The sequence below is a fragment of the Mesorhizobium metallidurans STM 2683 genome (assembly GCF_000350085.1).
Classification (GTDB): domain Bacteria; phylum Pseudomonadota; class Alphaproteobacteria; order Rhizobiales; family Rhizobiaceae; genus Mesorhizobium; species Mesorhizobium metallidurans.
In genome coordinates this window covers 1-13,633 of the sequence record NZ_CAUM01000025.1, presented here as the reverse complement: position 1 = coordinate 13,633, position 13,633 = coordinate 1, and the positions used below count along the sequence as shown (strand labels likewise).

11 protein-coding genes and 1 pseudogene are annotated in these 13,633 nt (G+C 63.0%); 4 read left to right on the top strand and 8 right to left on the bottom strand.

Annotated elements, in window-relative coordinates:
• Positions 1-61: 61 nt before the first annotated feature.
• Positions 62-757, bottom strand: coding sequence for a GNAT family N-acetyltransferase (locus MESS2_RS05495; protein WP_008873113.1), 696 nt, complete (start codon positions 755-757; stop codon positions 62-64).
• Positions 757-1,245 (bottom strand): MarR family winged helix-turn-helix transcriptional regulator, encoded by a 489-nt coding sequence (locus MESS2_RS05490; protein ID WP_008873112.1) that lies wholly within the window; start codon positions 1,243-1,245, stop codon positions 757-759. The genes MESS2_RS05495 and MESS2_RS05490 overlap by 1 nt, the downstream gene beginning before the upstream one ends.
• Positions 1,246-1,518: 273 nt before the next feature.
• On the opposite strand from MESS2_RS05490, the gene MESS2_RS05485 reads away from it, so the two are divergent.
• On the top strand, positions 1,519-2,556 hold the full coding sequence (locus tag MESS2_RS05485; RefSeq protein WP_008873110.1) for a phosphatidylglycerol lysyltransferase domain-containing protein: 1,038 nt from the start codon (positions 1,519-1,521) through the stop codon (positions 2,554-2,556).
• 5 nt (positions 2,557-2,561) lie between these two features.
• On the opposite strand, the gene MESS2_RS05480 is transcribed toward MESS2_RS05485, so the two are convergent.
• Together MESS2_RS05480 and MESS2_RS05475 are read right to left on the bottom strand one after the other, a co-directional pair.
• Entirely contained in the window at positions 2,562-3,323 is a 762-nt protein-coding gene (locus tag MESS2_RS05480; RefSeq protein ID WP_040592200.1) for an ABC transporter permease, read from the bottom strand.
• A 14-nt stretch (positions 3,324-3,337) separates the two neighbouring features.
• Positions 3,338-4,265 (bottom strand): annotated as a pseudogene (locus tag MESS2_RS05475) (ABC transporter ATP-binding protein).
• A 243-nt stretch (positions 4,266-4,508) separates the two neighbouring features.
• Between MESS2_RS05475 and MESS2_RS05470 the strand changes: the two are divergent.
• The 3 genes from MESS2_RS05470 to MESS2_RS30165 all read left to right on the top strand — a co-directional run bounded on the left by MESS2_RS05470 (position 4,509) and on the right by MESS2_RS30165 (position 9,600).
• Positions 4,509-5,870, top strand: coding sequence for a cytochrome ubiquinol oxidase subunit I (locus MESS2_RS05470; protein WP_008873106.1), 1,362 nt, complete (start codon positions 4,509-4,511; stop codon positions 5,868-5,870).
• Between the two features lie 11 nt (positions 5,871-5,881).
• Positions 5,882-6,886 carry a cytochrome d ubiquinol oxidase subunit II gene (locus MESS2_RS05465; RefSeq protein ID WP_008873105.1) on the top strand — a complete coding sequence of 335 codons (1,005 nt, stop codon included), beginning with the start codon at positions 5,882-5,884 and terminating at the stop codon, positions 6,884-6,886.
• A 137-nt stretch (positions 6,887-7,023) separates the two neighbouring features.
• Entirely contained in the window at positions 7,024-9,600 is a 2,577-nt protein-coding gene (locus MESS2_RS30165) for a mechanosensitive ion channel family protein (RefSeq protein WP_008873104.1), read from the top strand.
• A gap of 480 nt (positions 9,601-10,080) precedes the next feature.
• On the opposite strand, the gene msrA is transcribed toward MESS2_RS30165, so the two are convergent.
• The 4 genes from msrA to MESS2_RS05440 all read right to left on the bottom strand — a co-directional run bounded on the left by msrA (position 10,081) and on the right by MESS2_RS05440 (position 13,365).
• The gene (gene msrA, locus MESS2_RS05455) at positions 10,081-10,797 is read right to left on the bottom strand and encodes a peptide-methionine (S)-S-oxide reductase MsrA (RefSeq protein ID WP_008873103.1); all 717 of its coding nucleotides are present in this window, start codon (positions 10,795-10,797) and stop codon (positions 10,081-10,083) included.
• Positions 10,798-10,934: 137 nt separating this feature from the next.
• Entirely contained in the window at positions 10,935-11,213 is a 279-nt protein-coding gene (locus tag MESS2_RS05450) for a hypothetical protein (RefSeq protein ID WP_008873102.1), read from the bottom strand.
• Positions 11,214-11,345: 132 nt separating this feature from the next.
• On the bottom strand, positions 11,346-12,041 hold the full coding sequence (locus MESS2_RS05445) for a DUF1223 domain-containing protein (RefSeq protein ID WP_008873101.1): 696 nt from the start codon (positions 12,039-12,041) through the stop codon (positions 11,346-11,348).
• Between the two features lie 145 nt (positions 12,042-12,186).
• Positions 12,187-13,365: a TadE/TadG family type IV pilus assembly protein gene (locus tag MESS2_RS05440; RefSeq protein WP_008873100.1), complete on the bottom strand. Its 1,179-nt coding sequence runs from the start codon at positions 13,363-13,365 to the stop codon at positions 12,187-12,189.
• Positions 13,366-13,633: the final 268 nt, after the last annotated feature.

The following is a 13,633-nucleotide window of genomic DNA, read 5'->3' as shown; positions in this document are numbered from 1 at the left end:
AAGGGAAGGATTTCGGCAATATGAAATCCTTCCTACTGCCTTGCGCGGGATGCATCTGCCTTTATGCGCCGACCATTTGGTCGGTGCGCTGAACCACGGCCATATTCATCCTGCTTCTCAACCGGAAGCCGATGGACTCGTACAGTGTTATGGCCGCGACGTTGGTGGCGTAGGCGTGGAGATAGGGAACTTCGCCGCGCGCCATGATCCGATTTGCCACGAACAGGGACAGCAACCTTCCCAGGCCGCCGCCGCGAAAATCCGGATGCGAGCACACGCCGCTGAGTTCGGTGTGGCCAGGCTGCCTCATGCGCTCGCCGGCCATCGCGGCAAGTCGGCCCTTGATCTTCACGCCCCAGAAATCGCCGAGGCTCAGCGCCTCCAGTGTGAATGGGCCAGGCTTGGTGATTGTTGCCAGGGCAAGCATGTCGGCCGCATCGTGTTGCGTCAGCCGTTGCACGCGCTCGTCGGACACGGTCCGAACCGGCTGTTCGGCAGTCATCTGCACCAGGGATGCGGTCAAAGTCGCGGAAAGCTCCGCGGGCATGGTGATTGCTTCAGCCTGGACGAGGATGGCGCTTTCGAGTGGAGGAATAAGCCTGCTCAGCGCCCGTAGGCTTTCCGCGTCGTCCGCCGCGGTGGCGGCAAAAGGAACGATCGACGGCGGATATCGCCTGGCGAGGCTGTCGCCTTGCGCGAAGGCCTGATGTCGCGTCGCAAGCGCGCTCCAGATGGGACGGTCGAGGACATGGTTCATTACACGGCACCCACGGCATTTCTCACACGACGGTCGATGGGAGCCACGGCGAGGCCGTCCTCGATCGCGGCCAGTTGATCGAGAAGCGGCCCCGAAAGGTCAGCGCACAAATCCGCGACGGCCTTCTCGATGCCCGGCCAGACGTCGCGCTTGGCTGCATCGACCAGCCGTCGGCCATTCCGGGTCAGCGAGACGATCCTGCGCCGCTGATCATTGTTGGACCGGCTGACTTCGACCAATCCCGGTTCGGCGAGAAGCGCCACGCTTCGCGTGATGCCCGGCTGCGCAATCCCAAGAGCCTGCGCCAGTTCACCAACGGGCAGGGGACCCAGCCTGTCGAGCGCGGCCAGGAGCGGATACTGGCTCGACTGAACCGGGACATCCAGGCGATCGAGAACTCGCTGCGTATCCGCCTGCAATTGCTCGCCTATACGCTTCAACCTGCTGCCCAGGCACAGGAAGCCAAGAGACCGTATGACGTCTTCCATAACAACATCCATGTTGAACAATAATATGATATATAACAGTATATGTAAAGTCAAAGGGTACGGTTTGGATGGCGCAACCCGATCCTGCCGATGTCTCATGGATCGAGCCGCTGCCATCCGCCGCCATCTGGCGGAGATTTCCCCTTCAGTCGGCGCCAATTGCATCCTATATGGCGCTTGCGCGATATGATCGGTAATCAATCGCGCCAAAGGCGACTGATTCGAGGCCGTGGGCTGGCCTCCACTACCCAAGCGGCACGCGGAACCTCGACCATGCCCTCCTTGCGCATTCATTTCGATCGCCTGCTGGAGGGCGCGGCACCCAAGGTCGAGCGGCAGGCGCTGACGCATGTCGAGCGCCTGGCGCTGGTGCGCCGGCATGGCGATTTTTCGCTCGCCTATTCGACCGCCGTTCAACAAAAGCTTTCCTATTTCGGTGATGCCGACGGCTACATCGCCTTCGGCACCAAGATGAAGCACCATTTCGCACTCGGCGACCCGGTGGTTCATCCGCCCGACCGGCCCGACTATATCAGGCGTTTCGTCGAGGCCGCCGGCAGTCCATGGTTCGTGCAGATCGGCGAAGAGACGGCGCGCGTGCTGGCCGGGCTCGGCTATCGGGTCAATCGTCTCGGCATTGATACGCGGCTGGTCCTGCCTGCCCATGATTTTTCCGGAAAGCGCAATGAAACCGTGCGCTATTCCGAGCGTTGGCTGTTGAAGAAGGGGTTTTCCCTGGGCGAGGACAAGCGCACCGTCTTTCTCGACGAGATCCAGCGGCTGTCGCAGAACTGGCGGGCGGACCGCATCGTCAAGCGCTGGGAAATGGGCTTCCTCAACCGCCCCTTCAGCGATCAACTCGGCGTCGACATGCGCCGCTTCGTCCTCCATGGCCCTGATGGCGAACTCGTCGCCTTGCTCGACTTCGATCCGCTGTTCGGCGGCGGCAAGGTGATCGGCTACACCACCTCGTTCAAGCGCAAGCATGTCGACGCCACGCCGCATGCCGAGATCGGCCTGACCAAATTCGCCGTCGACCGCTTCCGCGAGCAGGGCATCTCCGTCGTCACGCTTGGTCTGTCGCCGCTTGCCGACATCGCACCGAGCGGCTTTGCCGAAAGCGACTTCTGGCGCAACGCCTTCCAGCGCGCCTATGATTCGCCATGGGTCAATCGCAGCAAGTTCAACCTGCGGGGCCAGGCAGCCTTCAAGCGCCGCTTCCACGGCATCGAGGAGCCGGTCTATATCGCCTTCCGCAAGGGGACCTATGTCGAGATGCTGGGTCTGCTGCGGTTGATCAAGGCGATCTGAGGCTTTCAGTTCCTCAACCGATAGCCGGTCCTGAAGATCCAGGCGACGATTGCTATGCATATGAGCAGGAACACGACTGTCATGCCGAGGCTGATGCCGACCGAGACGTCGGACTTGCCGTAAAAACTCCAGCGAAACCCGCTGATCAGATAGACCACCGGATTGAACAGCGTCACCGTGCGCCAGACGTCGGGCAGCATATTGATCGAATAGAAGCTGCCGCCAAGGAAGGTCAGCGGTGTGATGATCAGCAGCGGCACCAGTTGCAATTGCTCGAAGCTCTTGGCCCAGATGCCGATGATGAAGCCGAACAGGCTGAAGGTCACCGCCGTCAGCACCAGGAAGGCAAGCATCCACACCGGATGCTCGATGTGAAGCGGCACGAACAGCGACGCGGTCGCCAGGATGATCAGGCCGAGGATGATCGATTTGGTCGCAGCACCCCCGACATAGGCGATGACGATCTCCAGATAGGACACCGGCGCCGACAGCAATTCGTAGATCGAACCGACGAATTTCGGGAAATAGATGGCGAAGGAGGCGTTGGAGATCGACTGCGTCAGGAGCGACAGCATGATCAGCCCCGGCACGATGAAGGCGCCATAGCTGATGCCGTCGATCTCGGTGATGCGCGAGCCGATGGCCGAGCCGAAGACGACGAAATAGAGCGATGTCGAGATGACCGGCGAGATGATGCTCTGCAGCACGGTGCGGAAGGCGCGCGCCATTTCCACCCGGTAGATCGCCCATACTGCACGAAGATTCATGGCCGCCCGCAAATTCATGCTTCCTGCCTCAAGAGATTGACGAAGATCTCCTCGAGCGAGCTGTTTTGCGTGTCGATGTCGCGGAACTGGATGCCTGCAGCCTCCAGGTCGCGGATCAGCGAGGCGACGCCCGGGCGTTCGCTCTGGTTGTCATAAGTATAGGTCAGTTGTCCGCCGTCCGGCGAAAGCTCCAGCGCATAGCGCGAAAATGTCTCGGGGATGCTGGCCAGCGGCGCGCGCAATTCCAGCATCAGCCGCTTGCGGCCGAGCTTGCGCATCAGTTCGGCCTTGCCGTCGACCAGCACGATCTCGCCGCGGTTGATGACGCCGACGCGGTCGGCCATCGCCTCGGCCTCCTCGATGTAGTGTGTGGTCAGGATGATGGTGACCCCGTCCTCGCGCAGCCGCCGCACCATCGCCCACATGTCCTGGCGCAGCTCGACGTCGACGCCGGCGGTCGGTTCGTCGAGGAACAGCACCCTGGGTTCATGCGACAGCGCCTTGGCGATCATCAGCCGCCGCTTCATGCCGCCCGACAGCGTAATCGCCTTGGCGTCCTTTTTGTCCCACAGCGAGAGATCGCGCAGCACCTTCTCGACAAAGGCCGGGTTAGCCGGCTTGCCGAACAGGCCGCGGCTGTAATTGACCGTCGCCCATACGCTCTCGAAGGCGTCGATGGTCAGTTCCTGCGGCACCAGCCCGATCAGGTTGCGCGCGGCGCGATAGTCCCGGGTGATGTCATGGCCGTCCACCGTGACCGTTCCCGACGAGCGGTTGACGATGCCGCAGACGATCGAGATCAGCGTCGTCTTGCCGGCGCCGTTCGGCCCGAGCAGCGCAAAGATCTCACCCACGCTCGATATCGAGGTTGATCTCCTTCAGCGCCTTGAAGCCGGTGGCGTAGGTCTTGGTGACCCCGGAAATGGAGATGATGGAGCGCATGGCTGAAAACGGCTGCTTGAAAGGGCCTGGAGATTTTTATTGCGCTGAATGTCGGTGCGCGCGGCGGGAAGTCAATGCCGCTCCTGACAATTCTGGACAATCGTTCCCGGATGCGGACATTTCCCGCGCTGACGTTTTCCCGCCAGGTGCTGCGACAACACGCCTCGCGTGACGCCACGACGCTTTGACCAAGCCACGCTTCGGCCGTATTCTTTCAATCATAAGCAGCAGCCGGAGCCCACCATGGACCCGCTCATTCTGTCGCGCATTCAGTTCGGCGCGAATATTTCGTTCCATATCCTGTTTCCGGCGATCACTATTGCACTTGGCTGGGTGCTGCTGTTCTTCAAGCTGCGCTACAATGCAACGGGCGATTCCGCCTGGATGCGCGCTTACTTCACCTGGGTGAAGGTGTTCGCTCTGTCCTTCGCCATGGGCGTGGTTTCCGGCGTCACCATGAGCTTCCAGTTCGGCACCAACTGGCCGGGCTACATGGAAAAAGTCGGCAACATCGCCGGGCCGCTGCTCGCCTACGAAATCCTCACCGCCTTCTTTCTGGAGGCGGCCTTTCTCGGCATCATGCTGTTCGGCTTCCGGCGTGTCTCCAATCGCATCCACACGCTGGCGACCGTGCTTGTGGCCGGCGGCACCACCGTGTCGGCCTTCTGGATCATCGTGCTCAATTCCTGGATGCAGACGCCGGCCGGCTTCGAAATGCGCGACGGCGTCGCGCATGCGGTCGACTGGTGGGCGATCGTCTTCAACCCGTCCATGCCCTACCGGCTGGTCCACATGCTGCTCGCCTCGGGCCTGACGGTCTCTTTCCTGATCGCCGGCCTGTCGGCGCTGCGCTATCTCTATGGCGACCGTTCGGAATCGATGTGGAAGGCATTGCGCACCGGCGTCTTCACCGCCGCGATCCTGATCCCCATCCAGATCTTCGCCGGCGACCAGCATGGCTTGAACACGCTGGAGCACCAGCCGCAGAAGATCGCCGCCATGGAGGCCAACTGGAACACCGGCCCCAACGTGCCGCTGGTGCTGTTCGCGCTTCCCGACGAGGCCGCCAGGGAAAACAAATTCGAGCTCGCCATCCCCGACGGCGCCAGCCTGATCCTGCGCCACAGCAGCAGCGGCGTGGTGCCGGGCCTCAACGACTATCCCGGCAATCATCCGCCGGTCTTCCCGGTGTTCTGGGGTTTTCGCATCATGGTCGGCACCGGCATTCTGATGCTGATCGTCTCCTGGTCGGCGGCCTATTTCCTCAAGCGCCACCACAGCCTGCCGAAGCCGCTGGCGCTGCTGATGGTGCCGATGGCGCTGTCCGGCTGGCTGGCAACGCTGGCCGGCTGGTACACCACCGAAATCGGCCGTCAGCCCTGGCTGGTAACCGGCGTGCTGAAGACCGCCGACGCCGTCGGCCCGGTCGCCGGCAGCAATGTCGCGCTGACGCTTGCCGTCTATCTCGTCCTCTATGTGCTGCTGCTGCTCGCCTATCTCGGCGTGCTGGTGCATCTGGCGCTGAAGGCGGCGAAGGATGGCGACGCCTCGCCGCTGCCCGGCGTCATGAACGCTGCACTGTCGCAACCGGCTGCAGGCGAGTAAGGGGGGAAACGATGACCTACGATTGGCCGACCCTGCTACCCCTCATCTTCGCCGGCCTGATGGGCCTGGCCATCCTGATCTACGTCATTCTCGACGGCTTCGACCTCGGCATCGGCATCCTGTTCGCCGCCGCCGAGGATGCCGAGCAGGACACGATGATCGCCGCCATCGGCCCGTTCTGGGACGCGAACGAGACCTGGCTGGTGCTGGCCGTCGGCCTTTTGCTGGTCGCCTTCCCGCTGGCGCATGGCACCATCCTCACCGCGCTCTACATTCCGGTGTTCCTGCTGCTGCTCGGCCTTATCCTGCGCGGCGTCGCCTTCGATTTCCGCGCCAAGGTGCCGGCCGGCAAGAAGCATCGCTGGAACCGCATCTTCCTCATCGGCTCGGTCATCGCCTCGCTGGCGCAAGGCTATATGCTCGGCGTCTACGTGCTCGGCCTCGATGTCGGCTTTGGCGGTATGGCCTTTGGCGCGCTGGTGGCGCTCTGTCTCGCCGCCGCCTATGCGGCGATGGGCGCGGCCTGGCTGATCTACAAGACCGAGGGCGAGTTGCAGAAGAAGGCGGTGCGCTGGCTGCGTACCGCACTCGTGCTGGCGGCGCTCGGCATGGCCGCGGTGTCACTTGCCACACCCTTCGCCAGCCCGCGCATCTTCGACAAATGGTTCGTCTGGCCCGAAATGCTCTATCTGTCGCCGCTGCCGATCCTGTCGGTGCTGCTGTTTGCCTGGCTGTGGCGGCAGACCTTCCATCTGCCGAAGCCGGACGATCGCGGCGCGCTGACGCCGTTCCTGACCCTGGCGGCGATCTTCGCGCTCGGTTTCGCCGGGCTCGCCTGGTCGTTCTACCCCTTCGTCGTGCCCGATCGCCTGACCATCTGGCAGGCGGCTTCGGCGCCGGAAAGCCTCGCCATCATCCTCGCCGGCACCGTCGTGGTGCTGCCGATCATCATCTTCTATTCCTTCTATGCCTACCGCGTCTTCGGCGGCAAGGCGACGGATCTGACCTACGATTGACGGCAAGCGCCGCGATCCGGCGAAGCCCTGACGAGATCATGACCCAGCGGAAAGATAATATTCATCTTCCGGGGGAATAACCCTTCTTCGACAGTTATCGGCCAGCCATCGCGGCAGGCGAGAAGAAGGGCAATGCAATGACCTCCGTTGCATCGGCGAGACGAGATCGGCTGGCCCCAGTGCTGATGCGTATAGTCGCCCTGATCGCGTCGCTTGCCTTCTTCGGCCTGCTGCCGTTCCCGCAGCCGGCGCATGCCCAGGAAACCGCCAACTGGACCGGCATCTGGGACACGAAATGGCGCGGCGGCGGCGCCCAGATCAAATTCGAGCAGAACGGCGCCGAGGTGAAGGGCGTCTATCCGCTCTATAACGGCCGCATCGAGGCCAAGGCCGCAGGCGACAAGCTTGTCGGACGCTGGTTCGAGGGCGCTCGCCAGGGTGACTTCACCTTCGTCCAGGCGCCTGACGGCGGAAGCTTCATGGGCCGCTTCGAAGCCGCCACCGCCGAATGGTGGACGGGCGTGCGCGTCGGCGCCGTCGAGGATCTCCGTGTCGACCAGGCAAGCCCGATGACCACGATGCGCTCGTTCCTGCAGACCATGAACGAAAGCGGCGCCGACAATGTGCCGCGCGCCGCCGGCGGCGGCATGGGCCTCGCCGCCCTGGCCGCCGGCCTCATCGATGTCACGGAGGCCGATCGCGGCGGCCTCAACATGCCCGACTACACCAAGCTCTTGTTCACCGTCATCGACAAGGCGACTTTCCGCCTTTGGAGCCTGCCGCACGACACGATCCCCGGCAACGAGGTGGGCGCCAGCCTCCAGCAATATGGCACCAAGGTCGCCTTCGACGTTACTTTCCGCCGCAAAAATGACGAGTGGTTCATCGTCGGGCCGCCGCTTGCGGCACTCCAGGCCAAGCTCGCCGAATTCCAGGCGGCGCGCGGCGAGGCCGTCGACCTGGTCGACGATCCAAGCAAGCTTGCCTCGCCGCGCGATACGTTCAAGGTGCTCTTGAGCGGCGTCATCGAGGCTGGCGACCCGGCAAAGGCCGCGCTCGATCTGCGCGACTACAATCCGGCCGTGCGCTCCGACGAGGCGTTCCTGCTCGAACGCTACCTGAAAAAGGTCATCGACCGCATCGGCTATGTCTACTGGCAGGAAATTCCCGACGATCCCAAAAGCAACACGCCCTACGTCTATTTCGAGCACCCGTCCGGCAACATCGTCGTCGGCCCTGTTGAGACGGACAAGGTTGGCGATGCGGATGGGCAGGGCAAGGGCGGCAAGATCTGGCAATTCACGCCCGAGACGCTCGCCAACATCCGCACGCTCTATGCCGATGTCGAGGACGTGCCGGTGGCGCCGGAATTCGCCGCCTTCGCCAGCAATGACCCGTTCTTCCTCGCGCGCGGCCTCGCCCGCGAGATCAGCCCCGGCCTGCTGACCCGCGCCGGCCCGATGGAACGCTGGCAATGGTGGATGCTCGGCCTCGCGGCACTTGTCGGCATCGCCTTCGGCTTCGTCGCCAACGCCGTCATTACCTTCTTTGCCCGCGGCCAGGACCGCTCGCAGCGGTCGGCCTTCTTCCGCGTCGTCGAATGGGCCGTGCGCTCGATCTTCCTCGGCCTCTTCCTTTTGGCGACACTGCGCCCGCTCGGCCTGCCGCAGGTGGTCGCGGCGCCCGTGAAGGCCGCGGCCTGGAGCCTGATCGTCATCGGCGCCGTGCCGGTTGTCTGGCACCTCATCGGCCGGATCGCCGACCACTACCGCAAGCTGTGGCAGGTGCCCGGCTATCACGACACGCTGATTTCGCTGTCCACCGGCGTCACCCGCGTCGCCGTGCTGGTTGTCGCCTTCCTGCTGCTCGCCGAAGTGCTGGCCATCCCCTATGAAGGCGTCATCGCCGGCCTCGGCATCGGCGGTCTGGCCGTAGCGCTGGCGGCCCAGCCGACGCTGCAGAATTTCCTCTCCGGCCTGACGCTTTATGCCGACCGGCCGGTCAGCGTCGGCGACTTCTGCAAGTTCGGCGACCAGTCCGGCACCATCGAGCATATCGGCATGCGCTCGACCCGCATCCGCTCGCTCGACCGCACCGTCATTTCGGTGCCGAATTCGGACTTTGCCGGCATGCAGATCGAAAACTACGCGCATCGCGACCGCACCCGCTTCGCCACCACGCTGCAACTGCGCTACGAGACCACGCCCGACCAGTTGCGCTACACGCTGGCCGCGCTGCGCAAGCTCCTGATCGCCCATCCGCGCGTCATCGACGACCCGTGCCGCGTGCGCTTCGTCGGCTTCGGGCCCTATTCGCTCGACATCGAGGTGTTCACCTACATCATGACGGCGGACTGGTCCGAATTCCTCGCCATCCGCGAGGACATCCTCTTGGCCATGATCAACATCATGGACGAGGCCGGCGCGCAGTTCGCCTTCCCGTCGCAGCTGGAATACAGCGCCGCCGACCTTCCCGTCGATGATGAAAAACGCGTCGCCGCCGAGACCAGGGTGAATGCCTGGCGCGACGAGGAAAACCTGCCTTTCCCCGATTTCAGCCAGATCGACAGGCTCGCCCTCAACAACACCCACGCCTACCCGCCGCGGGGCTCGGCGCACTACCGCGAGACGGAGCCCGACCCGGCATCGGCCGAGGCCAGGGCGACGCTGGAAAAAGTGCGCTGGAGCCTGCCGTGGAAAACAGGGGCGGCGTAGTTGCAGAAGGCAGAAGCTTTCGAGAAGCTGGCGGGACAGCGCCCCCCTCTGCCCCGCCGGGCATCTCCCCCTCAAGGGGGGAGATTACTCGCTCAGCCGGCTTCGCAAATCTCTAAACCGAAGTTTGCGCTCGCGAGACAAGCAACTGCTTGATTTGATTCGCGTATCTGAAAAGTGGGTTTTTCCGCTACTGGACACACCCCCCACTGGCATCAACGAACGTTTTCAGCCGAATCGAATCACAAATTGGCCGAGGTGTGAAGGGCGAAATGGACAGAGACATGGACACTTCTCAAAAGCGATTTTCGGCCCAACCGACTCAAAAGATTCAGCTTTCAGCGGTTTAGGGCCGCGAACTTCGGTCTAAAGCTGCAAAAAGTGTGCACAACGCAGGACCAGCTGATCTCCCCCCTTGAGGGGGAGATGGCCGGCAGGCCAGAGGGGGGCGCTGTCCCGCCGACGTTCCGCGCTTCTCGAAGATCAGCTCTTGCTCCCCGCCATCACCAGCACCGGCTTGTCGCTGTAGAGCTGCGGGAACAGCGACTTCAGATTCTCGATCTTCGGCAGGTCGTTGTAGACGATGTAGGGATAGGTCGGGTTCAGCGTCAAAAAGTCCTGGTGATAGTCCTCGGCCGGATAGAAGGTCTTGCCGGTCTCCAGCGTCGTCACGATCGGCTTTGGAAACAGCTTGGCCTTGTCGAGCTGGGCGATGTAGCTCTCGGCGATCTTCTTCTGCGCCTCGTTTTCGGCGAAGACCGTCGAGCGGTACTGGGTGCCGCTGTCCGGTCCCTGGAAGTTTAATTGCGTCGGATTGTGCGCGACCGAGAAATACACCTGCAGCAACTGGCCATAGGTGACTTTCGACGGCTCGTAGGTGATCTCGACGGATTCGGCGTGGCCGGTGCGGCCGCTGCCGACCGTCTCGTAGACGGCGGTGTCCTTTTCGCCGCCGGCATAGCCGGAGACGGCCTTGGTCACGCCCTTGACATGCTGGAACACGCCCTGCACGCCCCAGAAGCAGCCGCCGGCGAAGACCGCCTTTTCGGTGCCGGGGGCGGGTTTCTCATCCATCGCCGGCGGCGGGATCACCACCGCCTCCTCGGCCGAGATCGCCGGCGTCTGCCAGAAGGCGGCGGCCGCCGCGGCAAGCACCAGCGCCGCCAGCGCGCCTTTTGCGAAGGGTCTGTTCACGGACATGTCGGCTCTCCCATGATGGTGTTTGACTATATGATAGCGCGAAGCGCCGCGGTTTCACATCGCCGTGCGTGCGGGGCCGTGCGCGCCGAGCTGTCCGGGACAGGAAACCCCGGCCCGGACAGGGAGCGGCTAACTGCCTACTTGGCCGGAGCCATTGCGTCGGCTGGTTTCATCGCGTCCGTTGCCATTGGGTCGGCGGGTTTCATGGCATCGGTGGCGGTGGCGGCGGCCGGCTTCATCGCATCCGTTGCCATCGGGTCGGCGGGCTTCATCGCGTCGGTTGCCGGCTTCATGGCATCCGTGGCCATCGGCTCAGCCGGCTTCATCGCATTCTCGGCGCGTGCGGCGGCTCCGGTAAACAGGGCGGCGGAGCACAGCGCGAAGGCGAGTGCCGGCAGGGTCAGGCGATTGGTCATGGTGGTCTCCTCAGGGTTGGTGGCACGCCGATGCGGCCGGTGGATGCGGCGCCGCCGCCGCGGCGTTGCGCAATTTGTTCGAGCCTGATCCCAGGAACGTCGGTCCATCTCTGGGATCATGCTTTGCGGAATCTAGTTGGTCGCCGCGGCGAGGATCGGTCCGCCGCCCGGCGTCTGCACCAGCACCGCGGTGCTGAGGCCGCCGGATGCGGCGGGCAGTGCCAGCGTCTTGGCGTCGCCGGTCCAACTGCCCAGTCTGGTCAGCGAATGCACGACATTGGCGTGCGGCAGCGTGCGGCCGGTGTTTTCGCCGCGCGCCACCGGCACCTCGACGACGCCGCTGGCGTAGCGCACCAGCCAGACATCGGCCTTGCCGCCGGGCGCCGAGCCGGCGCCGATGCTGATCTTGCCGCCGTCAAGCGACAGCGCCGGCCCCTTGGCGTGGCCGCCGCTCGAAATAAGCTGCTCGATCTCGCCGGGTGCGGCGCCGGCCGCGTCAGTGCTACCATTGACCACCACTTGCGGTGTGAACGGGCCCGAACGGCCGAGCGATGGTTCGTAAGCGACCTGGCGCTGGGTGAATTCCTTTTTGCCGAAAGTGTCCTTCCAGCCGAGATAGTCCCAGTAGGTAACGTTAAAGGACAGCGCCAGCACGCCGGGCTTGTCCTTGACCTTGATCAGATTGGCGTTGGCCGGCGGGCAGGACGAGCAGCCCTGGCTGGTGAACAGTTCGACCACGGTGAGCGGCTGGCCGGCGGCCGTGCCGATCGAAGAGAATATCGAGGCGGCGAGCACGCCGGCGACGAGCTTTCTGCGTGATCCCGACAATGGCTTGCTCCGTGGGTGCGCGGCGCCCGGATGCGCCGCTCATGTCCCCACTTCGTCGTCGCCACGGATTTCGTTACAGCGCTCACTGGTTTGTGATCGCGCGCGCTTCCCTTCTCCCACAAGAAGGTAAAGAAGCTCGGCCCCCCTATTGCGTAAGCACCGTCTCCGAAGGCCGCTTGTTGAAGCCGCACTTGCCCATCACGCTGTAGTAGAAGTCGGCGTTCGTAACGTCTGGCAGTGGAGGATTGTTGCCGCCGTCTTCCCATGCCTGGTCGCTGGTCTCGCCGCAGGGCACAGCGGAGAAGATATCGACGATCGTGTTGCTCTTAACCTCGACGGGGAGGTATTTGGAAGGGTCCAGGGCCTTTTGTGCCGCGGTCGTGTACCCGGCGCCGAGGTAGAGCCGGTTCGACGTGTTTGCATCGTTCGACTTGAGCGGGTTGACCGGTCCGGACGGCACATTCATCTGCAGATAGAGCTTGTCCATCATGCTCACGTCGATTTTTGCGCCATTGCTGTTTCCGGCGGTATTCGTGGTCGCGCACGTCGTCTTGAAATAGATGGTGGAGCCGTTCGTATTTCCGCTTTTTGCCACCGCGGTGCTTCTGTAAACGCCCGCAGTGGGAGTGAAATCGGTTTTTGATCCTACTGCCGTGCACACCTGGGTCTGAACCAGCTGCGCGGTTGTTCCCGACACAGTGGAAATAGTCGTCGTACCGTAACCTTTCGGGTCGGCAGCGGTATAAGTCTTGTTCCCGCTCGTATAGGAATAACTATACGGCTTGTAGATGTAGTCGACCTTCATCATGGCCGTCGCTATGGTCGTGGAGGTCCACCCGAACGGAAGGCCGTACAGGGTCATCGTCTTGTTCCAGTAACCTGAAACGTGGTCTACGTTGAACGTGGCCTCCACCAGCGCCGGCTTCTTTTGCACCGCCGACGCGACGCCGACCTGCACACTGTTGATGCGGGCGATCGGCATGAAAGTCGTCGGCATGGCGAAGCCCGCGGAAGCCCTGATGTTGGCGGTGCCGTCGGTGTCGACGGCGAAGCTGTCGAGCTTCGCCGTGCCTTGTCCGCTGTTGGCGATGTAGGATTCCTGCAGCTTCGTCTGGCGGTCCGCCAATGACGTGTCCTTGCTCAATGTCGTGATCGACAGCGCCGCCGCGTCGAGCGCGTTCTGCATCGACGACCTGGTCGAAACCGCCGACGTATAGTCGACCGAAAAGCCTATCGTGGCGATGATCGGAATGAGCGCGAAAATGAGAAGCGGCGCGAAGTTGCCGTTCTCCGATTTGAGAAAATGGTAGATTGAAGGCGGCATTTCTTTATTCCCCCGGGGGCATGACGTGCATTAGCTATCACGCAGCAAGCAAACTATGCTCTAATCCGGTGGATCAAAGTTTAACGATCTTGCGCGGCCATTCCGGCGTCTGCGCCGCCTCTCACCTGCCTGCCGGCATCTCTGGACATTGCAGAGTAGGCGCAGCCGGCAAAGCCGCCGATCTCCCTCCTTGTGGGCAGGGCTATCGCCGAGGCTTTCGCTCTACGATGGACCCCCACCCCTGTTCGCGATGTCCCCAGTCCAAACA